General features: G+C 41.3%; 21 protein-coding genes. All 21 read left to right on the top strand.

The window, feature by feature from the left end; all coding sequences use genetic code 11:
• The first annotated feature begins 5 nt into the window (after nucleotides 1–5).
• A complete protein-coding gene (locus ABD676_RS04690) occupies nucleotides 6–431 on the top strand; it encodes a hypothetical protein (protein WP_313260133.1) in 426 nt (141 codons plus the stop codon).
• A 5-nt stretch (nucleotides 432–436) separates the two neighbouring features.
• On the top strand, nucleotides 437–2470 hold the full coding sequence (locus ABD676_RS04685; protein WP_094258249.1) for a heavy metal translocating P-type ATPase: 2034 nt from the start codon (nucleotides 437–439) through the stop codon (nucleotides 2468–2470).
• A gap of 925 nt (nucleotides 2471–3395) precedes the next feature.
• The gene (locus tag ABD676_RS04680) at nucleotides 3396–3962 is read left to right on the top strand and encodes a DUF3347 domain-containing protein (protein ID WP_232046363.1); all 567 of its coding nucleotides are present in this window, start codon (nucleotides 3396–3398) and stop codon (nucleotides 3960–3962) included.
• A gap of 9 nt (nucleotides 3963–3971) precedes the next feature.
• Nucleotides 3972–4397, top strand: coding sequence for a hypothetical protein (locus ABD676_RS04675; RefSeq protein ID WP_002993214.1), 426 nt, complete (start codon nucleotides 3972–3974; stop codon nucleotides 4395–4397).
• Nucleotides 4398–4421: 24 nt separating this feature from the next.
• The gene (locus ABD676_RS04670) at nucleotides 4422–4994 is read left to right on the top strand and encodes a DUF3347 domain-containing protein (RefSeq protein ID WP_260041216.1); all 573 of its coding nucleotides are present in this window, start codon (nucleotides 4422–4424) and stop codon (nucleotides 4992–4994) included.
• 93 nt (nucleotides 4995–5087) lie between these two features.
• Nucleotides 5088–8939: an efflux RND transporter permease subunit gene (locus ABD676_RS04665; protein ID WP_313260130.1), complete on the top strand. Its 3852-nt coding sequence runs from the start codon at nucleotides 5088–5090 to the stop codon at nucleotides 8937–8939.
• The gene (locus tag ABD676_RS04660; protein WP_313512430.1) at nucleotides 8926–10392 is read left to right on the top strand and encodes a TolC family protein; all 1467 of its coding nucleotides are present in this window, start codon (nucleotides 8926–8928) and stop codon (nucleotides 10390–10392) included. Before ABD676_RS04665 ends, ABD676_RS04660 begins: the two co-directional genes overlap by 14 nt.
• Before the next feature lie 25 nt (nucleotides 10393–10417).
• Complete coding sequence (locus tag ABD676_RS04655; RefSeq protein ID WP_344673469.1) at nucleotides 10418–12001, top strand: efflux RND transporter periplasmic adaptor subunit; 1584 nt, start codon at nucleotides 10418–10420, stop codon at nucleotides 11999–12001.
• 23 nt (nucleotides 12002–12024) lie between these two features.
• Nucleotides 12025–12498, top strand: coding sequence for a heme-binding domain-containing protein (locus ABD676_RS04650; RefSeq protein ID WP_344673468.1), 474 nt, complete (start codon nucleotides 12025–12027; stop codon nucleotides 12496–12498).
• A gap of 72 nt (nucleotides 12499–12570) precedes the next feature.
• On the top strand, nucleotides 12571–14073 hold the full coding sequence (locus ABD676_RS04645) for a thymidine phosphorylase family protein (protein ID WP_115170702.1): 1503 nt from the start codon (nucleotides 12571–12573) through the stop codon (nucleotides 14071–14073).
• Nucleotides 14074–14083: 10 nt separating this feature from the next.
• Nucleotides 14084–14977, top strand: a complete 894-nt coding sequence (locus ABD676_RS04640; protein WP_313260123.1) for a ribose-phosphate pyrophosphokinase — start codon at nucleotides 14084–14086, stop codon at nucleotides 14975–14977.
• A gap of 355 nt (nucleotides 14978–15332) precedes the next feature.
• A complete protein-coding gene (locus ABD676_RS04635; protein ID WP_003010065.1) occupies nucleotides 15333–15611 on the top strand; it encodes a DUF5676 family membrane protein in 279 nt (92 codons plus the stop codon).
• Between the two features lie 2 nt (nucleotides 15612–15613).
• Nucleotides 15614–16645, top strand: a complete 1032-nt coding sequence (locus tag ABD676_RS04630; protein ID WP_344673467.1) for a type II glyceraldehyde-3-phosphate dehydrogenase — start codon at nucleotides 15614–15616, stop codon at nucleotides 16643–16645.
• A 47-nt stretch (nucleotides 16646–16692) separates the two neighbouring features.
• Entirely contained in the window at nucleotides 16693–17796 is a 1104-nt protein-coding gene (locus ABD676_RS04625) for a site-2 protease family protein (RefSeq protein ID WP_313260121.1), read from the top strand.
• Nucleotides 17797–17835: 39 nt separating this feature from the next.
• Complete coding sequence (locus ABD676_RS04620; RefSeq protein ID WP_147284239.1) at nucleotides 17836–18507, top strand: hypothetical protein; 672 nt, start codon at nucleotides 17836–17838, stop codon at nucleotides 18505–18507.
• Between the two features lie 168 nt (nucleotides 18508–18675).
• A complete protein-coding gene (locus ABD676_RS04615; protein ID WP_039990349.1) occupies nucleotides 18676–19737 on the top strand; it encodes a class I fructose-bisphosphate aldolase in 1062 nt (353 codons plus the stop codon).
• Nucleotides 19738–19852: 115 nt separating this feature from the next.
• Nucleotides 19853–20698: an ATP cone domain-containing protein gene (locus ABD676_RS04610; RefSeq protein ID WP_003010073.1), complete on the top strand. Its 846-nt coding sequence runs from the start codon at nucleotides 19853–19855 to the stop codon at nucleotides 20696–20698.
• A gap of 101 nt (nucleotides 20699–20799) precedes the next feature.
• Nucleotides 20800–22176 carry an MBL fold metallo-hydrolase RNA specificity domain-containing protein gene (locus ABD676_RS04605; RefSeq protein WP_313260117.1) on the top strand — a complete coding sequence of 459 codons (1377 nt, stop codon included), beginning with the start codon at nucleotides 20800–20802 and terminating at the stop codon, nucleotides 22174–22176.
• Nucleotides 22177–22266: 90 nt separating this feature from the next.
• Complete coding sequence (locus tag ABD676_RS04600) at nucleotides 22267–24378, top strand: heavy metal translocating P-type ATPase (protein ID WP_003010077.1); 2112 nt, start codon at nucleotides 22267–22269, stop codon at nucleotides 24376–24378.
• 129 nt (nucleotides 24379–24507) lie between these two features.
• Nucleotides 24508–25578: a multicopper oxidase domain-containing protein gene (locus tag ABD676_RS04595; protein WP_313260114.1), complete on the top strand. Its 1071-nt coding sequence runs from the start codon at nucleotides 24508–24510 to the stop codon at nucleotides 25576–25578.
• Nucleotides 25579–25702: 124 nt separating this feature from the next.
• On the top strand, nucleotides 25703–26911 hold the full coding sequence (locus ABD676_RS04590) for a multicopper oxidase domain-containing protein (RefSeq protein WP_344673466.1): 1209 nt from the start codon (nucleotides 25703–25705) through the stop codon (nucleotides 26909–26911).
• Nucleotides 26912–26924 lie beyond the last annotated feature (13 nt).

Here is a 26924-nt window from a genome sequence, read left to right as displayed (position 1 = left end):
AAGCCTTGCAAAAAGGAGCTATTACGGGTATTTGGTACAAACTTTCGCCTCAAAACATCTTACATAGCTGGGTAGAAGTATGGGTAAATGAACAGTGGTATTTTTTAGAAGGTGTGATTTTGGATAAACCCTATCTCACCAAATTGCAGGAGCAGAACAGCGATTGCAAAACCACATTTTGTGGTTTCGGGGTTTATACCGATAATTTTGAGAACCCACCGATTGAATGGAACCTCAACAATACGTTTATTCAGGATAAGGGCATCAATCAGGACTTTGGCGTTTTTGATACACCCGATGAATTTTATTCTAAGCATCAGCAAAAGCTAAATGCGTTAAAGCGATTTGTTTTTCAGTATATCGTGAGGTATATAATGAATAATAACGTAGAAATAATAAGAAATAAAAGTGTAACGAACCTAAAAAATTAAAGGCTATGACAAATACAGACAAAAATCATAAGCATACGTATGATGCACAAGGCAAAATGACTTGTTGCACGCTGGAAGAAAAAATTTACACCGAAGCAGGTGCAAAAGAGCTGGTAAATGAAAAGCATCAACACGACCACGGCGATGATGAAGGACACGACCACAGTCATAGTGAGAGTAGTCCAATTAAAATGTTTTTGCCGAGTATAATATCATTGGTATTGTTGCTTGCTGCCATAGCATTTGATCATTGGCTTCCACAGCAATGGTTTACGGGTTGGGTAAGGATTATTTGGTATGTGGTTGCGTATGCTCCCGTTGGGTTTCCTGTATTGACAGATGCCGTGAAAAGCATCAGAAAAGGGGAAATCTTTTCAGAGTTCTTTTTAATGGGCATTGCCACCATCGGGGCATTTGCCATTGGCGAATATCCCGAGGGCGTTGCCGTGATGTTGTTTTATGCTGTTGGAGAAGTTTTTCAGACAATGGCGGTTTCCAGAGCCAAAGCAAATATCAAATCATTGCTCGACCAAAGACCTGATGAGGTAACGGTTTTAAGAAACGACCAACCCCTAACTGTAAAGGCGGAAACCGTGAATATCGGCGAAATAATACAATTGAAACCGGGAGAAAAATTAGGTTTGGACGGAGAATTATTGTCTGAAACGGCATCGTTCAACACCTCAGCACTCACAGGCGAAAGCAAACCCGACACCAAAGCCAAAGGCGAAACGGTTTTGGCAGGTATGATAAACCTTAATACCGTTGCACAAGTGCAGGTCACAACCGCATATATGGATAGTAAGTTGAGTAAAATTTTGGAATTGGTACAAAATGCTACTTCACAAAAAGCACCAACGGAATTATTTATCCGCAAGTTTGCGAAAATATATACCCCTATAGTGGTACTGTTAGCGGTCGCTATCTGTGTGCTGCCTTACTTTTTCGTAGCTGATTATGAGTTTAGGGATTGGTTGTACAGGGCTTTGGTATTCTTAGTTATTTCTTGTCCTTGTGCCTTAGTAATCAGTATTCCATTGGGTTATTTCGGTGGCATTGGAGCAGCGAGCAAAAACGGAATACTGTTCAAAGGAAGTAACTTTTTAGATAGCCTTTCCAATATCCAAAATGTGGTAATGGATAAAACGGGTACAATGACAGAGGGTGTTTTCAAGGTTCAAGAAGTGGTATTTGACAAAGCGTTCAATCAAGATGAAATTTTGCAATTGGTCAATGTATTGGAAAGCCACAGTACGCACCCCGTAGCGACAGCTATTCACGAATACGTGGGGGAACTGGATAATACAATCCGCTTAGAAAATACAGAGGAAATTGCTGGACACGGGCTGAAATCAACCGTAAATGGTAAAGACTTGTTGGTTGGAAATTTCAAGCTGATGAACAAGTTTGGAATACAATACGACTTAGATCCGAACAGCATCGTTTATACGACCATTGCCGTTGCTTACGATAACAAATTTGTCGGTTACATTACGATTGCCGACAGTATCAAAGAAGATGCAGAGAAAACCATCCGTTTATTGCATAAACTCAATGTGAAAGCAACTATGCTTAGCGGAGATAAAAGTACAGTGGTAAAGTATGTAGCGGAGCAGTTGGGGATAGATAATGCTTTTGGGGATTTATTGCCCGAAGATAAAGTAAACAGGGTTAAAGAAATTAAAGCCAAAGGCGAAAGCGTTGCTTTCGTCGGCGACGGCGTGAACGATGCTCCCGTTGTGGCGTTGAGCGACGTAGGTATCGCAATGGGCGGTTTGGGAAGCGATGCCACTATTGAAACGGCAGATGTGGTCATACAAGACGATAAGCCGAGCAAAATCCCAATGGCAATCAATATTGGAAAAAAGACAAAGAAAATCGTTTGGCAAAATATCACATTGGCATTTGTGGTAAAAGGAATTGTATTGGTGCTTGGTGCAGGTGGATTGGCTACAATGTGGGAAGCCGTTTTTGCTGATGTGGGCGTGGCGTTATTGGCTATTCTTAATGCGGTACGAATACAGCGGATGAAATTTTAAAGGACGTCAATTTATAAGTATTGAAAAGAAAACAGAAAATACGCAAAAAGAAATATATAAAGGTATTCAACCGAAGCGACTTAATGTCTTTGGACATCAGTGACGACAACCTTGTTGATGTAAGAACCATTTAAGTAGGTTGAAGTATGCTTCTGAAAACCCCGTAACCGGGCGTATGGGTGTATTCAATATGGGACGAAATATCAGTGTTAAATTAATAATGAATTTCTGATTCGATATTATTGAGTGAAAGATTTAAAAGAACGCTAGCAGGAAATGTAACTGACACTATAATGCTCATGGAATAAAAATAAATGGCGGATAAGAGAAACTTATCTGCCATTTATTTCAAAAAAAACGAACCGGTTTGAAAAATACCATTATCTTTGCAATAGTTTTTTTGTTTTTTACATGTTAAAAAGGATAAACATATTAATGATTATATGCTTATTGGGCTTTTTTATAATCCCAATGCAATCCTATGCGTGTAAATCGCATTCCAAAGAAATTGTTATCAAGGAGAAGTCATGTTGCAGTGCCAACAAGCAGCATCATTCAGAAGATCAATGTGAGAAAGACTGCTGTAAGTCTAAGGATGACACGAGCAATGAATGCTCTGGAAATTGTGGACCTACGTCCTGCCACAGCTCTTCTAATAGTTTTTCTGCAACACCCCCATTTTTTAGGAACGCTCAAAATCCTGTTTTTTCTAAAAGTAAAAAATCATACCCTTTATACAAAGAACCCTTTTATTCTACAGGGGAATCTTCCATTTGGCAACCGCCTAAAATAAGTTAAATTAGTACTGTATAGCCATAGGTGTGCGAAATCGGTTGATTTTGCACCTATCCGCAATACATGTTTTATTAAAAGCCAGATCTGGCTTTTGATTATTTACCATTTTTAATACTTAATAAGGTTCCAAATGAAATCAATATCAAAAATATTGATGGTAATCACCGTATTACTATCCGCAGCAAACAGCTTTGCGCAAAACCAGAACGAGCAACATCACAACCATGGTGGAACAGCTCAAGCAAAGAATATTCCATCACAAAATTTATCACAATTACATGCCGTATTTGACAAGTATTTTTCCATAAAAGATGCTTTGGTAAACGCAGATGTAAATATAGCATCTTCAAATGCTACTGAATTAGCCACAGTTATTAAAACAGTGGATATGGGTGAACTTTCTCCCAAAGAGCATACCGTATGGATGAAGGTCATGAAGGAACTGTCTTTAAACACAGAAAACATCTCGAAATCGAAAGACGTCGTAAAGCAACGGAGGGCATTTGCCCTACTTTCTAAGAATGTCTATGAATTGGCAAACGCATCAAAGCAAAAAACAACTATGTACTACCAAAACTGCCCGATGTACAACGATGGCAAAGGTGCAACTTGGTTAAGTAAAAGTACGGATATCAAAAACCCGTATTACGGTTCAAAAATGCTGACCTGCGGTAGTACTATTGAAAAATTAAATTAGTCAGCCATTATGAGATGTCTATTGATTGGGATCGTTACTTCTATTGTAGTCATATTTAGTTCATGCAACAATAACCCTACACTAAAGGTGCAAGACAATACATATACTTCAAAAAGCTCAAATACAAATACCCGTGACCACAATGCCTTTGAAATGGGCGATGTAGTTCCGTCGGAAGAGGTATGCATGGTCAACAATGAATACATGGGCAAAAAACAATTTGAGGTAAATTTTGAAGGAAAAATATATTACGGATGTTGCCAGATGTGTAAAGAACGTATTCCAAAAGATCCTTCTACACGCGTTGCCATAGATCCATTTTCCAAAAAGCAGATAGATAAAGCGACTGCTATAATAGCAATTACGGGCAACAACGGGGAAGTATCATATTTTGAAAATAATACTACATATACAAATTACATAAATCAATTTTAATTATTAAAAACAGAAATCATGACAATGAAACATTTATTTGTAGGCTTACTAGCCTCATCCGTATTGACCTTGGCAGCATGCAATGGCACTTCTGAAAAAAAATCAGAAAGCGACGTCCATACTGAAACAACGGTATCCAACGAAAGCAACGCTGCAAGCGACCAGGGAACTTTTTCGGAACTTTTTTCCCATTACCAGCACCTGACTTTTGCTTTGTCTTCCGATAATGATAAAGAAGCCGCAAATGCAGCTAAAGGCATGCTGGAAGCACTCCCCAAGATTAATACCGAGGGCTTTAGTGCAGAACAGAAAAGCACCTTCGATGACATCGCTGCTGATATTCAGGAACATTCGGAGCACATAGGTGATAACATAGGCAATATCGCTCATCAAAGAGAACATTTAGTGATCTTGAGCAAGGATTTTTATGATATAACAAAAGAATTCGGCACCGAAAAGCCCATGTACAAGATTTTTTGCTCGATGTACGATGACAACAAAGGAGCATATTGGTTAAGCGATAGCAAAGAGGTCAAAAACCCTTACTATGGTGAAGATATGCTAACATGTGGTGAAGTTCAGGAAGAACTGAAGTAAAAACGCTGATTAAGATTTGAAATTCAAATATCAGGTACCGGTCGATTTCTGTAGGCTGGTATCTGATATTAAAATGTAAACAATGTATATGTTATGCTTAACAAAATTATCAAATATTTTTTGGAGAACCGAGTAATAACACTGTTATTACTTGTGGTTGTCCTTATATGGGGGCTGATTACAGCGCCCTTTAATTGGCATCAAAATGCGTTGCCGAGCGATCCTGTGCCGGTCGATGCGATTCCGAACATTGGGGAGAACCAGCAAATTGTGGCGACCGAATGGATGGGGAGGTCTCCCAAAGATATACAGGAACAGATTACCTATCCACTCACGACCTCCTTACTGGGCATCCCCGGCGTAAAAACAATCCGGAGCAGTTCGATGTTCGGCATGTCCTTCCTCTATGTCATTTTTGAAGAGGATGTTGAGTTTTATTGGAGCCGTTCCCGTATTCTGGAAAAACTGAATTCATTGCCTGCCGGCACATTACCATCCGATGTAACGCCCACGCTCGGGCCGGATGCCACTGCTTTGGGGCAGGTCTTTTGGTATACACTGGAGGGACGCAATCCCGAAACCGGCAAACCTACAGGAGGCTGGGACCCCGATGAGCTGCGCACGATTCAGGATTTCTATGCCAAATATAATTTGGCAGCATCGGAAGGGGTTTCCGAAGTGGCTTCCATCGGAGGTTTCGTAAAAGAATACCAAGTCGATATCAATCCAGATGCGATGCGCGCATACAATGTATCCGTAATGGATATCATGTCGGCTATCCAAAACAGCAACCTGGATATCGGTGCAGAGACGATCGAAATAAACAAAGCGGAATATCTGGTGCGTGGATTGGGCTACCTTAAAAGTGTCCAGGATCTGGAAGATGCCGTAGTGGCTGTGCGCAATAATGTTCCCGTAAAGATAAAAGACGTTGGGTTTGTCAATTTGGGACCCTCCACCCGACGGGGCGGATTGGATAAGGAGGGCGTGGAAGCAGTTGGCGGTGTAGTAGTTGCCCGGCATGGAACCAACCCCATGGAGGTCATCAATAATGTCAAGGCGAAGATCAAAGAAATGGAGGCAGGTTTCCCTCAAAAAACATTAGAGGATGGGACTATTTCAAAAGTCACCGTCGTTCCGTTTTATGACCGCTCGGGTTTAATCCAGGAAACCATCGGGACGCTGGAAAATGCTTTAGCACACGAAATACTGATCTGCATTATCGTTGTCATCGTCTTGGTGATCAATCTCCGCGCATCAATTCTTATATCCAGCCTCTTGCCCATCGGTGTGTTGGCGACTTTCATTATTATGAAACAGATGGATGTAGAAGCGAATATCGTTGCTCTTTCGGGTATCGCCATTGCCATTGGGGTCATGGTGGATGTGGGGATTGTCTTTATCGAAAGCATACTACGCCATATGGATGAAGAAAAAGCCAAGGGTGTTGAGAGTCGGGGGAAAGCCTTTGTAAACTTGATTTCCACCGCTGTTGCGGAAGTGTCGGGTGCTTTGTCAACGGCGATGCTCACCACGATCATCAGCTTTTTACCTGTTTTTATGATGGAAGCACAAGAAGGTAAGTTGTTCGGTCCCTTGGCATACACCAAAACCTTTGCTTTGGTTTCAGCGTTTGTGTTAGGCATTATTATCTTGCCAACACTGGCTTATTATATATTTTCAATCCGTATCAATGGGAGTAAAGTTCGCCGGATAGCCAACTACGTTTTGGTAGTTGCCGGTATCGCTCTTTGGATCTATACAGGTGTTTTTGTCGCGTTCGCATTGACTTTGATCGGAGTCAACAACCTGTTTACACCAAGATGGAAAGGAGAAAAAATTGCCAACTACGTTAATGTAGCTATCACACTTTTTGTAGCGATGTATTACCTGACGGTTGAGTGGCTGCCACTCGGCACGCAGGCAAGCACCACACTTAACTTTGTGTTCGTATTCTTTGCCATTGGTTCCATCCTGGGAATGTTATGGGCATTGGTGATCTATTATGAACAGATCCTGCGTTGGTCACTTTCCAACCGGTGGAAATTCATGGCCATCCCTATCATTACTTTATTATTCGGAATGTTAGCATGGATGGGCGTAGAGAAGAGTTTTGGTTTTGTTGCAAATGGCTTCGAAAAGACAGGTTGGAAATCATTTCGGGAGACTGCCTTCTGGCAAAAATCCACCGAAACATTTCCCGGTATCGGGGAGGAATTTATGCCAAGCCTCAATGAAGGTTCTTTCCTTTTGATGCCCACCAGTATGCCGCATACTGGGATTGAACAAAACCTGCAATTGATCAGAACACTTGATAAACGTATTAAAAACATACCGGAAGTCGAACTTATCGTAGGAAAATGGGGCCGTGTGAATTCTGCACTTGATCCGGCTCCTACACAGATGTTTGAAAATACGATCAATTATATCCCGGAATTTTATCTGGATGAAGACGGGCATCGTGAAAGGTTCAAGGTAAACAGTTCCGGAGAATTCGTGTTGAAAGGTGACAAGACCTATGCTGTTTCCGATGGTTTCCGTTCCATACCACGGGACAGTCTGATTGAAGATAAAAGCGGAAAATTTTTCCGCAGATGGCGTCCCGAAATTAAAAAAGCCGAAGATATCTGGCAAGAGATCGTCAATGTTTCCCATCTGCCCGGATTGACTTCTGCTCCTAAGCTGCAACCGATAGAAGCGAGAATGGTGATGCTTTCTACGGGCATGAGGGCTCCGATGGGGTTAAAGGTATCGGGTCCGGATTTGGAGTCGATTGAAATCGGTGGCAAGGCCTTGGAAGCAGCCTTAAAGGATGTTCCATCTGTTATGCCATCGACCGTTTTCTACGACCGTGCTGTAGGCGCACCCTATATCGAAATCCATCTGAACCGGGATAGAATGGCCAGATACGGTATTACCGTTGCCGAGCTTCAAGAAGTAATCAGTGCGGCAGTCGGCGGTATGACGTTGACCACTACAGTCGAAGGCCGGGAACGGTTTCCCGTTCGCCTGCGCTACCCACGAGAATTACGGGATGACCCGGATGCGTTGCGAAAAATAATCATTCCGACAGCTACAGGAGCTCAGATTCCATTGGGGGATGTGGTGGATGTTGAATATGCCAAGGGCGCTCAGATGATCCAAAGTGAAAATACGTTTTTGTTGGGTTACGTAATCTTTGATAAAAAAAGTGGCATAGCAGAAGTCGACGTAGTGCACGAAGCGGATCAACTCCTAAAGGAAAAAATAGCGTCTGGAGAACTGGATTTACCCAACGGGGTGACGTATAAGTTTGCCGGAAATTATGAACAGCAAGAACGTGCAGCAAAGAGGCTGATGCTTATTATACCATTGAGTTTGTTAGCGATTTTAGTAATTCTCTACTTTCAGTTCCGAACGGTTACAGCCTCATTAATTCATTTTTCGGGTGTTTTTGTGGCACTTGCAGGAGGTTTCATTTTGTTGTGGCTTTACGGGCAGCCCTGGTTTATGGACTTCTCTGTCGGGGGGACGAATATGAGGGATCTGTTCCAGATGCACAGCATCAATCTCAGCATTGCCGTTTGGGTAGGATTTATCGCCCTGTTCGGACTGGCGACGAGTGATGGTGTATTAATGGGAACATACATCCACGATACATTTGAAGCACGGAACCCCAGAACAAAAGATGAAATACGGGAAGCAGTCATATACGCAGGCTTAAAGCGTGTCAGACCGGCAGCGATGACCACTGCTACAGCACTGATCGCCTTACTGCCTGTCCTGACCTCTACCGGTAAAGGTGCGGAAATCATGGTACCAATGGCCATCCCGACTTTCGGCGGCATGCTGATCCAATCCATGACCATGTTTGTAGTCCCGGTATTCCAGTGCTGGTGGAGGGAATCTGCCACGAAAAAAGAAAATAGAAAAAATAATAAAAATATAGCGAATGAAAACGAATAAGATAAATCGGTATATAACCGTGGCTGTATTAACAAGCTTAAGCATTTTTTCGCAAGCTTTAGCCCAAGACTACCCCACCGATTCGCTGTCCTATTATATACAAGTCGCAATCGAAAATAATCCGGGTGTAAAATCACAAAAGTATGCGCATGAGGCATACCTTGAAAAAATTCCGCAAGCCGGAGCATACCAAGACCCGGAATTGTCCATGGAAGCATATACGATGCCTATGGAAATTATAGGAGGGCGTTCTATTGGAAATGTAAGCTTGATGCAGATGTTCCCATGGTTTGGCACGAGAAAAGCAGCTCGCACAGAGGCTACACATATGGCCAATATGCAAGATCAACAGTATCGGGAAGCCATAAATAATCTGATCCTTCAGGTCAGCACACAGTGGTACACGATGCAAAAATTGAACGAGCAACTCAAGAATAATCAGGAAAACCAAGTGTTTCTAAAACAATTGGAACAATTGGCAATACGGAAATTCTCTGCGCCCTCAAGCACCTCACAATCAAGTGTAGCACCCGTCGTAAGCAGTAATACGCCTTCCTCACCAACCAGATCTAGTGCTTCATCGGGTATGGGAGGGATGAGTATGGGAGGAGGCAATTCAGCTCCTGCTACTAATCAGAATATGAGTATGCCGTCCGGTGGTGGCATGGGAGCAATGGAAGGTGGCTCCGGATCGGGTATGTCAGAGGTGCTTCGTATCCAATTGGAAATTGTCGAAATTGAAAATAACATTGAAAGTTTACATGCTCAGATTAAAGCCGAAAAAGCAAAATTCAATGCATTGTTGAATCGGGAAGCAACTGAAAAGGTCATGCTGGGACAAGAGATCCACAAGCTGATTTTTTTATATAGCGAGGAAGAGGCACTAAGGGTTATTGAGACAAACAATCCCATGCTTGAAATGATTGCCGAAGAAGGCTTGGCATTTAAGGCAAAAGCGGAAATGGATCGGAAAATGAGTTATCCCATGATTGGTATCGGTGTGGAATACATGGTTGTGGGAAGGACGAATAATTCAATGCTGGCCATGGACGGGATGAACGGTAAGGATATGGTCATGCCTATGGTTTCAGTGAGCCTGCCGCTCTTCCGTAAAAAATACAATGCCCAGCAAAACGAAAGCAGGCTATGGCGAAAATCAAGCGAAGAGAACTTTAAAAACACCTTCAACACTTTGAAAAGCGAGTTTTACAGTCTCAAAAGCCAACTGGATGATGCTCAGCGTGCCATCGAGCTGTACGAAAAACAAACTACGCTCGCCCAAACGACATATAACCTGATCGTAAAAGAGTTCGTTACAGGCAAAAGTGACTTGACCAACGTTATTCAGGTGCAGCGGCAATTATTGGATTATCAGCTTAGGAAAGCTGAGGCCCTTGCAAACTATAATACGATGGTTGTGTCAATAAAAAAACTATTAGCAGACCATAAATAATGCAATTATTTTAAAATTATTAGCAATGAATAAACTGAAAAATATTTTTAGAAATAAGGCGGTAACTTACGGGGTTATATTATTGTCCGGACTACTGCTTGGCTGGGCGATATTTGGCGGGAATTCGTCCCATGATCACAGTCATGACCTTGAAATGGAAGTGACCGAGGACGGAGAAACAGTATGGACTTGCTCCATGCATCCCCAGATCAGAATGGATAAACCGGGGAAATGCCCGATATGTGCAATGGATCTAATTCCCTTGAAATCATCAGGGGGAGGTGATGATGTAATTGACGATGACGCCATCCAAATGTCAGAAGAAGCCATAGCATTGGCTAATATCCAGACTTCGATTGTCGGCCACCAAGACGCTGTTAAAGATGTCCAACTGTATGGGACTATTCAGGTGGACGAACGTTTACAACAATCCCAAACATCGCATGTCAATGGCCGTATTGAAAATCTTTACGTAACCTTTACCGGCGAATCTGTAAGAGAAGGACAACTGATAGCCAAAATCTATTCGCCTGATTTATTGACGGCGCAGCAAGAATTGCTCGAAGCTGCAAAATTGCAGGATATGCAGCCTCTCCTATTGGATGCCGCGAAAGAGAAACTGAGTTTATGGAAAGTGTCAGAGGACCAGATAAGCAAAATATTGGCATCCAACGAAGTTTCACCTTACGTCAATATATATGCGAATACAAGTGGTGTTGTCATAGCAAAAAATGTAAACCCGGGCGATTATATCGGCCAAGGGAGCGTCTTGTACACCATTTCAAACCTTTCCAAGTTATGGGCGGTTTTTGATGCGTATGAAACAGATTTGCCATTTCTAAAGGTGGGAAACCAACTGGAATATACATTACGGAGTTTGCCCGGAAAAGTCTATAAAGGGCGGATTGCCTTTATTAACCCTATCCTTGATGCTAATTCAAGAACGGCAAAAATCAGGGTCGAAGCCGATAACCGGGATCGCAATCTCAAACCTGAAATGTACGCAACAGCAAGAATCACTGCTCCTTTACAAGGCTACAACGATGAGTTGGTCATTCCCAAGTCGGCGGTTTTATGGACAGGGAAGCGCTCCATAGTTTACGTAAAACAGCCAAATACATCCACGCCTGCTTTTAAACTTCGGGAGATCGTCTTGGGCCCCTCATTGGGCGACCAATATGTTGTTATGTCGGGGCTGGAAAATGGCGAGGAAATCGTGACCAAGGGAGCTTTCACCGTTGATGCAAGTGCCCAGCTGGAAGGTAAAATCAGTATGATGAATAACGATGGCGCAGCATCGGCTGCCGGACATCAGCATGGCGATGCTCAAACCAATATCAATAAGACCCATGATATGTTGAAAGTATCAGGAAATTGTGAAATGTGCAAAAGCCGGATTGAGAAAGCGGCCAAAAGTGTCAAGGGGGTGATTTCCGCAAACTGGGATGTTAATGCCAAAGTTATCCATTTGGATTTCGATTCAAAAGTAACCTCAAAAAGTGCCATAAGCAAAGCTATTGCTAATATCGGGCACGATACAGAGCTGGACAAGGCTCCCAAGGCGGTTTATGATGATTTACCGAGTTGCTGTCTCTATGACCGGAGATAATGGTACTTGATTAATATTAGATCATGAAAAAAAACGGAAAACGAACGAAAGCATACAAAGCAATTTTAACAGTTCTGTTAAGTGTGTTTGTGTTAATGCAATTTATATCCCCCCGCAGGAACCTATCCCCGGTTCCTGCGGGCCAGGTTTTTGTTGATTCATTTAAGGTCGATGCAAAAGTTAATGCAATCCTGTCGGTATCATGCTATGACTGCCATAGCAATAATACCCAATACCCTTGGTACACTAATGTTCAGCCTTTGGGTTGGTTCATGGCAGATCATATAACCGAAGGAAAAGAGAAATTGAACTTTGATGATTTGCCAAATTACAGCCCGAGAAGGATAAACTCAAAGTTTAGCCAGATTATTGAGCAAATCGAGAAAGGTAAAATGCCGTTGAGTTCATATACGTGGATGCATGGGGGTGCTCGTCTAAGCATGGAAGATAAGAAGCTGTTAGTTGAATACTTTAACTCGTTGATGGATAATGAATAAGTTTAGAGTGTTAATAGTACAGACGGTTCCTTCGGAAATAGACTCAAAACGTAAATTTTAATAACAGGAAAAGTGGAAAACCAATCTAATATCTTAAAATACAAACATCTCGGAATCTACACTCAAAACGAGAATGTAGTATATATGCATGAAAACTGCCACGTTTGTGCTTCAGAAGGCTTTGAGGCACTTACCCGAATTAGAATATCCACTGCAACGGACTCAATCGTAGCAAGTCTTAATGTAATTTCATCCAATCTTCTGTTGACTGATGAAATTGGGTTATCGGACGCCGCAGCAAAAAAACTGAATGTTTCCCCAAATGAAACTTTGTATGTTTCACATTTGGAACCTATTAAATCTTTAAGCCACGTACGGGCAAAAATCTACAATCAGAAACTGGATTACTTGGCGTACAATGAAATCATTACGGATATAGTTCAGGGCAATTATTCCAATATCGACCTCACAGCATTTATCACCGCCTGTGCCGGAAATAGAATGGATCTTGATGAAATCACCTATCTTACAAAAGCCATGATTGCTTCTGGTATGCAATTGCACTGGAACAAGGAGATTGTTGTTGATAAGCATTGCATCGGAGGGTTACCAGGCAATAGAACAACACCGTTGGTAGTTGCCATTGTTACTGCCTTTGGCCTTACAATGCCCAAAACGTCTTCCCGTGCCATTACCTCGCCTGCCGGTACTGCAGATACCATGGAAGTATTTACCAATGTAACGCTTTCCCCTGAAAAAATAAAAGAAGTGGTTCATAAGGAAGGGGGGTGTATCGTTTGGGGTGGAACAGCCCAGTTAAGCCCGGCAGATGATCTGCTGATAAAAATCGAAAAAGCCCTCGATATAGATAGCGAGGGACAGCTAATTGCTTCGGTACTCTCAAAAAAAGCAGCGGCGGGTTCCACGCACGTTGTTATAGATATTCCTGTAGGTGAAACTGCAAAAATGAGAAGTACAAAAATGGCGCAGGAATTACAGGATCATATGGAAGCAATAGGCAAAGAAGTGGGATTGAATGTAAAAGTAATAATTACAGACGGTTCCCAACCTGTGGGGAGGGGAATTGGCCCAGCGCTTGAAGCCATTGATATCTTGAAAGTGCTGAAAAATGAAGCCGATGCCCCTAAAGACTTGACAGAAAGATCATTGCTTTTAGCTGGAGAACTATTGGAGCTTTCGGGAAAAGTCGATTCGGGAACCGGATACCAAACAGCGAAGCAAGTGTTAGAATCGGGTAAAGCTTATAAAAAATTTATTTCCATCTGCAAAGCCCAAGGTCGCTTCTCACAACCTGTTTTAGCACACTATAAAAATGAAGTTAGAGCCGAAAAGCCGGGAGTTCTGCAAGTAATTGATAACAGAAAAATTGCAAAACTCGCCAAACTTTCGGGTGCACCTCAATCTAAATCCGCAGGGATTCATTTAAATGTCCGTCTGGGAGAAAATATTGAAAAGGGCCAGCTACTATATACTATTTATGCAGAATCCAAAGGCGAGCTTAATTATGCTTTGGAATATAAAAACCATCACGACAATATTATAACCTTAATTTAAAGAACATACTATGAACACGATATTATTTAGTCTTCCGGGAAATGAAGAACTCACAGCGCTTTTGGCAAAAAAAATGAATGCGGAAATTGGCAATGTGACGTTTCGCAAATTTCCAGACGGAGAAACCTATACCCGTATCTTATCTGATGTTAAAGACAAACGTGTGGTACTAATCTGTACTTTACATGAACCTGATGAAAAATTGTTGCCACTTTACTTTTTAAGCCATACGGCAAAGTCGCTAGGTGCGAAATGTACCTGTTTGGTAGTTCCATACCTCGCATATATGCGACAGGACAAAGTTTTTAATGAGGGTGAAGGAGTAACCTCTGGTTTTTTTGGAAAATTAGTTTCTGGTTTTGCCGATAGCATTATCACAGTTGATCCCCACTTGCATCGAATAAGTTCTTTGGAAGAAGTTTATGACATTCCAAATAAAGTCGTCCGTGCAGCAGATGCTATTTCAGAATGGATAATTGAAAACATCGAAAACCCTGTCCTTATAGGTCCAGATTCTGAAAGCGAGCAATGGGTTTCAGAAGTTGCGAAGAATGCGGGAGCACCATTTACGGTACTGCAAAAGGTGCGTCATGGAGACCGTGAAGTGGAGGTTTCTGTCCCCGAGGTGGGTATATACAAAGATCATACCCCTGTTTTAGTGGATGACATAATCTCAACTGCACGCACAATGATTGAAACTGTGGAACATTTGAAAATTGCTGGAATGAAACCACCGATATGTATAGGCATACACGCTGTTTTTTCGGGTAATGCCTATCAGGAATTAATGGATACCGGAGTGAACAACATAGTAACCTGTAACACCATTCCACACCCTTCAAATGCTATTGATTTGAGTAATGTATTGGCAAAAGAGGTAAAACAAATAATGGACCAGATATGATTAAGTAGAACTTCAGAAAAAAACATTTTAAAGAAAGTAAATCAGTAAAAGTTATAACAAAAGCAAGAAAAAATGTAATAGCTCACTGTAAATGATTCAATATCTTTATATTAATAAACAGAAAAGAGAAATTCTAACTCTAAACTAAAAATCATGAAACACCTATGGATGATTATTGGATGTATCCTTCCACTATTATTGATTTTTTTAGCTCCCGCATTAGGGCTGAGCTCACAAGTTTCAATGTTTATTTTCATTGTATTCATGTTTGCCTGCCATTTATTAATGCCGATGCTTCATGGCAGTCACGATCACAAGCAACAAAATTCAGAAACTACTAAATCAGAAAAAAAACATGGACACCATTAATGTTAAAAGGTTCGGCCTTGCAACAGGGCTTACTGCAACACTGCTTTATGTTGGTTGTATTTTGGTAATGGCCACCGTGGGTCATAGTGGCACAGTTTCATTTTTCAACGGTATTCTTCATGGTATAGACACAACGTCAATTATCCGGACGGATGTTTCTTTTTGGGAAGTATGTATGGGTATTGTTGAAATTTTTATTATCGGTTGGCTGGTGGGTTCGTGTATTGCAGCTATTTATAATATCAGTTCAAAAACCAAATTGTAGTTATGAAAAAGATCAAAGTAGCCATCAATGGGTATGGCGTAATAGGGAAACGGGTAGCAGATGCTGTCAGCCTTCAGGATGACATGGAATTAATCGGTGTGTGTGATGTTGTTACAGATTGGCGCATCAAAATGGCAGTAAGTAAAAGTTACCTTGTTTACGGTTTTGACCAAGCAGTCAGTAATCAAATGAAGGAAGTCGGGATTCCGGTAGTAGGCAGTTTGGATGATATGTTGCAGGCAGCCGATATTGTAGTTGATTGTACACCAAAAAAGATAGCGTCCCAAAACCTTCCAAAATATAGGCTAATGGGTATAAAATTTATTGTACACGGAGGAGAAAAACATGAAACCACGGGGCACTCTTTTAGCGCGGAAAACAATTATGAAACTGCCATCGGACGTGAAAGCACTCGCGTTGTATCTTGCAATACAACTTCTATTGTGCGTACGCTTACGGCATTAAAAAATGCCGGACTGCTAAAGAAAGCAAGAGGCACATTGCTTCGAAGAGCAACCGACCCATGGGAAAGTCATTTAAATGGTATAATGAATACCCTCGTTCCTGAAAAAGATATACCCAGCCACCAGGGGCCGGATGCACAAACGATTGATCCTTCTTTGGATGTAATTACTACCGCTATTAAAGTGCCGCAAACCCTAAGCCACCTTCATTACTGGAATGTGCAGCTTTCCCGGCAGGCGGCAAAAGATGAAGTATTGCAGGCATTCGCCAATTCCACCAGAATAGCTATGATTAATTACAGCGATGGGCTGCCAGCCAACAATACGGTGAAAGAACTGATGCTTGAAATGGGTCGTCCGTATGGCGATATGTATGAAGTAGCTGTATGGAAAGATATGCTGAAAGTACAGGGCGATGAATTGTTTTATGCTTACATAGTGGACAATCAGGCCATCGTAATCCCCGAAACCATAGATGCTATCCGTGCATTGACTGGAATAGAACCTAATGCTGAAAAGTCAATTATAAAGACGAACGCGAGCCTTGGCATAAAGCAAAGTTTTTATTAGTCGGAAAACAAAAGAAATAAGCAATCATATAATTAAAACGGAATAGTATGAAAAAGAAATGGGCTTTGTATCTCGGAAATATTTTAGGCATAAAGGTGTTTATTCATTGGACGTTTGTGATACTTCTGGCTTGGGTATTCCTGATGCACACACAAATGGGTCATGGCTTTTCGGAAGCAATATGGGGAGTAGTTTTTATCCTTGCTTTGTTTGTTTGTGTGATATTTCATGAATTTGGACACGCTCTTACAGCTAAGCGGTACAATATTCAGACTAAAGATGTTACGGTTTACCCTATTGGTGGTGTCGCTACTCTTGAAAGCATGCCGAGAAAACCAAAACAGGAATTGATGGTGGCATTTGCAGGTCCCGCCGTTAATATCGTTATTGCTGCTGCTCTGTGGATATATATGCAGCTTTCTGCTACGATGCCTGATTGGACTGTGCTAAAAAACGTGGATCACATGCAAACCGAGTCTTTTGTTTTCAATCTCTTTGTAGCAAATATCATTTTGGCAGTATTTAACCTTATACCGGCTTTTCCAATGGACGGTGGCAGGGTATTGCGAGCGCTTCTTGCTTTCAAAATGGATAGATCTAAGGCCACACGAATTGCTGCCGAAGTAGGTCAATTTCTAGCAATTTTGTTAGTTTTCCTGGGCTTTTTCTTTAATTTCTGGCTTGTTTTTATCGGATTGTTTATATACCTAGGAGCCAGTAGCGAAGCTACTTATGAAGCTACACACAGCATACTGGAAGGCTATGATGTTCGAAAAGTGTTGATGACACGGTTTACTACCCTGCTTCCAAACGACAGCCTTGAAAAAGCAGTTCAGATACTGCTCGACGGGAAGGAGCAGGATTTTCTTGTCGCTACAGATGGCAAAGTTCAGGGCGTGCTTTCGCGGAAAGAACTGATACAGGGGTTGTCTGCTTTCGGAAAATCGTCTCCTGTAAGGAACAGCATGCGGACGGACTTCACAATACTTTCACCGGAGATGAGCCTGCAGGACGTTTTCTCAAACATGACAACAAAGGGTTATAAGGTTTATCCAGTACAGGATAAAGGCGTACTGGTTGGCATGGTAGATAAAGAAAATATAAGTGAATTGATTTTGGTGCAACAAGCCTTATCAGGAAAGAAAAGTTAACTAAGCCTATCAATCTGGCTTAAAGAAAAAAAACGAGATATGAATAAATCAATTTATAGCATATTATTTTTCACTCTGTTCCTATTTCCTTTTGCGACATTGAAAGCTCAGGACAATGCAATGTTGATTGAGCAAATAGAAGGCAAAAAGATAACAAGAGAAAGTTTTGACAAAAAGGGAAAACTTACAGGGAAGCAAATATTTACTGCTGGAAAAATGGCCCGAAGGGGCGGGACTTTCTTTATAAACATCAAAACTGAACTTTATGACGAAGCACAGAAGTTAGAGTCAACCTACACGACCAATTATGAGTGCCGTCCCGAAGACGCTGACGTGCTTTTATCGGTCTTTGCAATCAATCCCAAAAAGAGGAAGGTCAGGGTGTCCGTGAAATCCGGGGATTTTAAAAAACTTTATGCTTTAGCGGCTGATGAAATGATACGCAGTATGAGTTTGACGATGTATGTGGAAACAGGCATTCTCAATTTCCTTGGGTCAAAAAACAATGTAGATGTCACCAATCGTGTGCTCATTAAAGAAAATAACAACCTGAAGATTACAGAAAAAATTTCCATTAAAGCTTATCTAATGGGCATACAGGTAAGAACAATTAATTATGACGTAACGGAATATTTAACGCTTTCGGGTTTATTGCAGAAGCAGGAATTTAAACAAGCGAACGGTGGTTATTTTACTGTTAGCTATAAATAAAATCAACTTGGAATGGCACATAAAAACAAGAAGCAGTTAAGTTCTTGAGCAAAAGGATTTTGAGAGCAACGGGTTGGTCTAGTTATGCACTTTCCGGAATTGAAACCGATACGGCAACGTCCTTTTCCAAAACAAATAGAAGTTTATGAATTAAGTAAAGTTAAAAAAATGAAAATAAGCGAAAATATTGCAGAGCTATTAGGGAAAAAGGCATCCTTCTATTTGGATCACGTTTGTGAAAAAATAACGAAGGATGAATTACAAACCCCCGGTAAGGATGGTCTTGACCAGGTATTTGGAAATAGCAATAGAAATCCACAAGTACTGCGAAGTCTTTCCCAGTTGTACAAACACGGGAATCTGGGAAGCACAGGCTACTTAAGCATCCTGCCTATCGATCAAGGTATTGAGCATAGTGCCGCTTTTTCGTTCTATAAAAACCGTGACTATTTTGACCCCGAGAATATAATAAAACTAGCCATTGAAGCTGGTTGCAATGCTGTGGCATCTACGTTTGGCGTACTGGGATTGAACGCCCGAAAATATGCCCACAAAATCCCATTTATTGTAAAAATTAATCACAATGAACTGCTTACCTATCCAAATTCCTATGACCAAACACTATTTGGAAAGGTTAAATCGGCTTGGGATATGGGAGCTGTTGCTGTGGGTGCTACCATTTATTTTGGTTCAAAAGAAAGTAACAGACAGCTTAAAGAAATAGCCGAAGCCTTCGAAGAAGCACATAGTTTGGGAATGGCAACCATTTTATGGTGCTATACCCGTAATGATGCTTTTAAAACCGAAACTGAAGATTATCACACGTCTGCAGATTTAACGGGACAAGCCAATCATTTGGGTGTGACCATTCAGGCTGATATAATCAAACAAAAACTTCCGACCAACAATTTTGGATTTAGAGAAATAGGATTTGGAAAGTATGACGATGCTATGTATAAAGCGCTTACCACAGACCATCCTATTGACTTATGCAGATTGCAGGCGGCCAATTGCTATATGGGCAAAATAGGATTGATCAATTCAGGAGGCGGATCCAAAGGTGAGTCTGATTTCGTTGAAGCAGTTATAACGGCCGTAGTCAATAAACGAGCAGGAGGAACTGGATTGATTATGGGAAGAAAGGCATTTCAAAAACCATTCGCTGAAGGGATAGAATTAATCAATGCGGTCCAAAGTGTTTATTTGAACGGTAAAATTACAATAGCGTGAAGTATTTGGTTAAAACATCAGTCCTTTAGGATTTCTAAGCTTATTTTAAAAAATCATTGCCGAGGTCATAACCAATTCATTCAGCATTACCAGTAATGACAATACATATAAAAAAATGAAACACCCAATCAACATAGTGAAGTATTCTGGCGACGTGGTAGCTTTTAATGTAGACAAGCTTATTAATTCCTTAAGGCGTTCCCAAGCAAGTGAAGAATTGATTCAACATATAGTAGCGCAAGTGGAAAACCAATTATATGATGGTATTTCCACCAAAAAAATTTATCAAATGGCGTTCAAGATGCTGAAGGATAAATCAAGGGTTAGTGCTTCAAAGTACAAGCTCAAAAAAGCCTTGATGGAATTGGGGCCATCCGGCTTTCCGTTTGAAAAATTGGTAGGTAAATTGTTGGCCCACGAAGGGTTTGATGCAAAAGTTGGTGTGATTGTAAAAGGTAATTGTGTACAACACGAAGTGGATGTGGTAGCACAAAAGGATAATGATCATTATATGATAGAATGTAAATACCACAGTGACCAGGGACGTTTTTGCAATGTGAAGATTCCCTTATATATCCATTCAAGATTTTTGGATGTAGAAAAACAATGGCTACAATTAAAAGGCCACGAGGCTAAATTTCATAAAGGAGGTTTGTACACCAATACCCGATTTACAAGTGATGCCATACAATATGGAAATTGTGTTGGATTATTATTGACAGGTTGGGATTACCCAAGAGGAAATGGTTTAAAGGATAGAATAGATAAATCCGGGCTACATCCGTTAACCGCTTTAACAACACTCACAAAAGCTGAAAAAACAAAGTTATTGGATGAAGGTATTGTGCTTTGCAAAGAAGTTTACGGAAACCCAGGTTTATTAGAGAAAATAGGGATACCGAAAGCAAGACATAAAAATATTCTCGAAGATTCAGAAGAATTATGCGCCACTCATATATGAAGTCACAAATAAACAATTATTAATTTAAATACAAAAAAGATGAAAATTGGAGAATCGCTTACACACCTTTCTGGTGGTGGACACTATAAAATACCGGACAAATGAAAAACAATAAAATAAATATCCATTTTTTGGGTGCGGCAAGTACCGTAACCGGCTCAAAATATTTAGTGGACACGGGAGATCGTAAAATTCTAATAGACTGCGGTCTTTTTCAAGGGTTGAAAGAATTGCGCCTTAAAAACTGGGAGTATCTGCCTGTAGAAGTTTCAAAAATAGATGTGGTACTGCTTACCCACGGCCATTTAGACCATACAGGTTATCTCCCTCGATTGGTAAAACAAGGGTATAATGGGCCTATCTATGGCACCAATCCAACATTGGATATTGCGAAAATCATACTGAACGACAGTGCAAAAATACAGGAACAGGAAGCCGCGCGTGCCAATAAGGAAGGTTATTCCAAACACAGTCCCGCCGTACCACTTTACGATTTAAAGGATGTAGAAAAAACCATTTCACATTTTAAGGGTGTTCCACAATCACAATGGATTCCATTGTTTGATGGTATCAGAGCCCGATTTAAGTATAATGGACATATTTTGGGTGCTACTTTCATAGAGCTGGATGTACACGGAAAACGCTTTGTTTTTTCGGGCGATATTGGAAGAACAAATGATTTACTATTGTACCCACCCTTGAAACCGAAAAAGGCCGATGTTCTTTTCATAGAATCGACCTATGGAGGAAGGTTTCATCCTGATGAAGTGGAAGCCATTCCACAGATTGAAAAATTAGTCAACGACACCATCAATAGAGGCGGCTGCTTATTTATCCCAAGTTTTTCTGTTGAACGGGCCCAACTGATGATGCTTGTTTTTTGGACATTGCTCAAGGAGAACAAAATACCAAAAGTACAAATGATAATGGACAGCCCAATGGGAGCCAATATATTGGAGCTGTTCCACCGCACAAGGGATTGGCATCGATTAAAAGACAATGAATGTGATGAAATGTGTTCGTATTTTACAGTGGTAAGCAGCTATCGTGAAACTATGGAATTACGAACTGACAATAAACCTAAAATAGTAATTGCAGGTAGTGGAATGCTTACAGGTGGAAGAATGCTCAACTATCTCGAAACACAAGCGCAGAACCCCAAGAATACCTTGCTGTTTATAGGTTATCAGGCTGAAGGTACCCGTGGAAGAAAATTATTGGAAGGGGATAAGGAATTAAAAGTATACGGAAAATGGGTGCCTTTTAATATGGAGGTAGCTGAAATTAAAGGACTCTCGGCACATGCAGACCATGCAGAACTTATGGATTGGATGAGCAAATTAAACAATAAACCCGAGCGAATCTTTATTGTACACGGCGAAAAAGAAAGTGCGGAAGCCCTTCAAAAAGGGATAAAGGAAACACATGGATGGGATGCTGAAATCCCAGAACTCTACAGTATTGAAGAAATAGAATAGACTTTTAAACCTCACTAAAAGGTTACCTTGTTAAAAATACATTATTCTTCACTATAGCTAATAAATTTAAAAAATCTTAAATCTTTTTTTATGAAAAAATACGTTTGTCCAATGCACCCCCAGATACTCAAAGATGAGCCGGGAAAGTGCCCATTGTGCGGGATGGCTTTAGTTCCTTTTGGGAAAACCGATAATCACGACCACAAACACCATGATCATGGGGAAGACCAGCATTCAGCACACCTACATGATAAACACGAAGGCCATCAGACACATGATTTCCTGAAAAGATTTTGGATCAGTTTAATTATTACTGTTCCTATTCTGGCTCTTTCACATATGATCCAAAACTGGCTTGGGTACAGTTTGGAATTTACCGGAGACAAATACGTGCTGCTCGCCCTTGGGACTTTAATTTACCTGTACGGAGGGATGCCTTTTTTAAAAGGAATGGTGGGGGAAATCAGAGCAAAAGCCATTGGGATGATGACGTTAGTTGCCATCGCTATTTCTGTAGCCTATTTTTATTCCACGGCAGTCGTATTTGGCCTTCAAGGAATGGATTTCTTTTGGGAATTGGCAACGCTGATCGTCATTATGTTGCTTGGTCACTGGCTGGAAATGCGTTCGCAAATGGCAGCCTCCAAGGCATTACAATCCCTTGTGGCTTTGTTGCCAAATGAAGTAACTGTTGAACGAAATGGTGAAGCTCTGAAAATAAAACTGGAAGAACTAAAAAACGGTGAGACCGTTATCATCAGGCCCGGTGAAAAAATCCCGGCTGATGGGGTAATTTCAGGAGGAAATTCATCTGTAAATGAAAGTATGCTGACAGGAGAAAGCGTTCCTGTAAAAAAGCAGGCAGGTGGAAAAGTGATTGCCGGATCTATTAATGGCGATGGCATGCTAAAAATAACCGCAACCGGTGTAGGGAAGGATAGTTATCTCAATAAAGTCATCAATCTTGTACAAGAGGCACAAGAGGCAAAGTCCAATACGCAAAACCTTGCTGATAAGGTAGCAAAGTGGCTCACATTCATCGCCATCGCAGTAGGTGTAGGCACCTTTATTTATTGGTTCAGCAGCAGCGGCGACCTTGCTTTTGCTCTGGAAAGAATGGTCACGGTTATGGTTACAGCCTGTCCGCACGCATTGGGTGTTGCTATACCATTAGTGGTCGCCATTTCGACCACCCTTTCAGCAACAAACGGTCTGCTGATCCGCAATCGAACCGCGTTTGAAACTACACGGAATTTGTCTACCATTATTTTTGATAAAACAGGAACGCTTACCCAAGGCTCTCACGCTGTGGAAAGGGTAATCCCGGTAACCGATGAATATACAGCTGACGACATCATCATGTATGCGGCGGCGGTTCAACAAAATTCCGAGCATCATATTGCCAAAGGCGTGATGACAACCTTGAAAGAAAGGAGCCTTGAATTATGGAACTCAGAAGATTTTCAATACATGCAGGGTATCGGTGTCCAAGGCGTCGTAAATAAGAAAAAAGTTGTGGCTGCCGGTCCCAACTATTTTAAAGCAAATAATTTATCAATGCCTGAAATTCCAACAGAGATCAATCAAGATGCTGAAACCGTGAATTTTGTTTTGATTAACGATAAGGTAATTGGAATAATCACCTTGGCGGACAGTATTCGTCAAGGATCTCAAGAGGCAATTGATGAATTAAGAAAGATGAACATCAAATCTTTCCTGCTCACGGGCGATAATGAACACATAGCCAAAGCGGTTTCCGATAAATTAGGGATGGATGGCTTTATGGCCAATGTTCTGCCCCACCAAAAACAGGAAAAGGTAAAAGAGTATCAGGCAGCCGGAGAAATTGTAGCAATGACCGGAGACGGCGTGAATGATGCGCCCGCTTTAGCACAGGCAGATGTCGGCATAGCAGTGGGTTCCGGAACAGATGTAGCGGCCGAAACTGCGGATATTATCTTAGTAAACAGTGATCCACGGGATGTAATGAAATTAGTGGATTTTGGAAAACGGACATACAAGAAAATGGTTCAAAATCTTATTTGGGCTGTAGGTTACAACGTGGTAGCCATTCCTTTAGCAGCAGGGATATTGTATCCAAATTTCGTACTCAGCCCTGCAATGGGTGCGGTGTTGATGAGCGTTAGTACCATTGTAGTAGCGATCAATGCGAGCCTCTTAAAATTAAAACCGCTAAAATGATGGTGGCAATCAATCCTTGTCGAACAGTAACAACAACAATATGTTATGAGATATAATTTAATACTGCTACTTATGCTTGTTACGATAAACAGTAGCGCTCAATCAACACACTCGTCTCATGAGCAAAAAATGGGTAACCCACAAATAAATGTAAATGAGGGCGAGACGGAACAACAAAAGGCATACACCTGTCCAATGCATCCAGAAATACTCTCCGATAAACCGGGAAACTGTCCCAAATGCGGGATGAAGCTTGTTCCTAGAAAGATGGAGGGTAACGAAAGCCACGGAGAGATGAATATGAACAAGCAAGCCCAAGAAAATGTCCCAATGCTTCCAGAGAAGATAATTGGTGGCGGAAAGGTTGTAAAATACCATCTGTATGTAAAAGACACCATTGTTACCTATGGCGGAAAATCCAAAAGAGCTATCGCAGTTAATGGACAGATACCGATGCCCACATTGACATTTACGGAAGGGGACACGGCAGAGATCATGGTACACAACCTTATGGACGAAGCCACATCCCTGCATTGGCATGGTGTAATGCTGCCCAACAAAGAAGATGGTGTTCCTTGGCTGACCCAAAAGCCCATTGAGCCAAATTCTACCTATACGTATCGCTTTCCGATAATCCAACATGGTACGCATTGGTACCATTCGCATTCCGGCATGCAGGAACAGATAGGTATGTATGGTTCTTTCATAATGAATAAACGTGAGGGTGATCCCACATTCAGGAAAGGTATTGATGATCTGCCTACAGTTCCTTTGATTTTAAGTGAATGGACAAATTTAAATCCAGACAATGTCCACCGGATGCTTCATAATGCCAATGACTGGTTTGCAATTAAGAAAGGGACGACCCAAAGTTATCTGGAAGCTATAAAAGAAGGACATTTTAAAACGAAAGTTACAAACGAGTGGAAACGTATGCTTGCGATGGATGTCAGTGATGTTTATTATGATAAATTTTTGATCAACGGCGCAGATGGGCAGCAACTCTCACAATTTAAGGCGGGAGACAAAGTTCGGTTGAGGATCGCTAATGGTGGTGCTTCATCCTATTTTTGGATCAATTACGCAGGTGGAAAGATTACCGTCGTTGCCAGTGACGGGAATGATGTCGAACCGGTTGAAGTGGATAGGCTGATCGTAGGGGGTTTCGGAAACTTACGATATCATCGTTACCATTCCTGAGCCAAATAATTCCTATGAGTTATTGGTTACCCCTGAGGATCGCACCGAATCTGCATCGATTTATATCGGCGAAGGAAGGAAAGTACCACATCCCCCACTTCCGAAACTTAAATACTTTGAGGGCATGAAGATGATGAACGATATGATGAAAATGAACGGGGACATGAAGGACATGGGGATGAAAATGAGTCTCCAAAAGATGGACATGAATTCGGTAATGTATCCCGAGATCACAGGTGATAAAAATGTTAATAAAGCGATGGGTAAAATGGAAATGGACTCCTCAATGGATCACTCAGCCCATGATATGTCAAGTTATGACATCGTTACCTTAAATTACGACATGCTTAAATCACCGTACAATACCGAACTGTCAAAAGATCAACCGGTAAAAGAAGTGACCTTTACGCTCACAGGGAACATGAATAGGTATGTCTGGAGCATGGATAACAAGGTTCTTTCCGAAGTGGATAAGATTCCTGTCAAGAAAGGAGAAATTCTCAGGATTAAACTGTTCAACAACTCCATGATGCGGCATCCAATGCATCTCCACGGATTTGATTTCCTTGTCCTAAATAGTAATGGAATACAGTCCCCGCTAAAGAATGTCATTGACATCATGCCTATGGAGACGAATATCATTGAATTTGCCGCCAATACCGAGGGTGACTGGTTCTTCCATTGTCATATTATGTATCATATGATGGCAGGTATGAACCGGGTTTTTGCAGTAGGTGATTATCAAAACCCAAATCTGCCTAACAAAGAAAAAGCATATAAAAAACTGCAAAAAGAGAGCAATGGATGGCATTTTATGGCTGAGAACGACTTTGCTACAAATGGTAACGACGGGCAGGCAATGCTTCAAAATACACGCTGGAAACTTAGTACCGAATGGAGATTAGGTTATAATAATCGCCATGGATATGAAACTGAAACGCACTTCGGTCGATATATCGGAAAAATGCAGTGGTTTCTGCCTTTCGTAGGCTTCGATTGGAGATATCGGGAATTTGGCAGCCATGAGATCGAAAAGAATATGTTCGGGCAGAAAAACACGAAAAATAAAAGAGCCAAACTAAGTGCAGGTTTCGTTTACACTTTACCTATGCTGGTCGATTTTCAAGCTGAGGTATATTCAGACGGTATTGTCCGCCTCCAATTAGCACGGCAGGATATCCCTTTGACTGCAAGATTGAGAGGGGCATTTATGGTAAATACAGACAAAGAGTATATGGGTGGTCTAAAATACATTTTGACCAGAAACATTGCCGCTACTACCCATTATGACAGCGATATGGGCTGGGGGTTCGGATTGAATTTGTCCTATTAAGTTTGACTTTCTA

This window comes from Sphingobacterium kyonggiense, assembly GCF_039536825.1.
GTDB classification, from domain to species: domain Bacteria; phylum Bacteroidota; class Bacteroidia; order Sphingobacteriales; family Sphingobacteriaceae; genus Sphingobacterium; species Sphingobacterium kyonggiense.
This window is presented reverse-complemented; position numbering and strand designations above follow the sequence as displayed.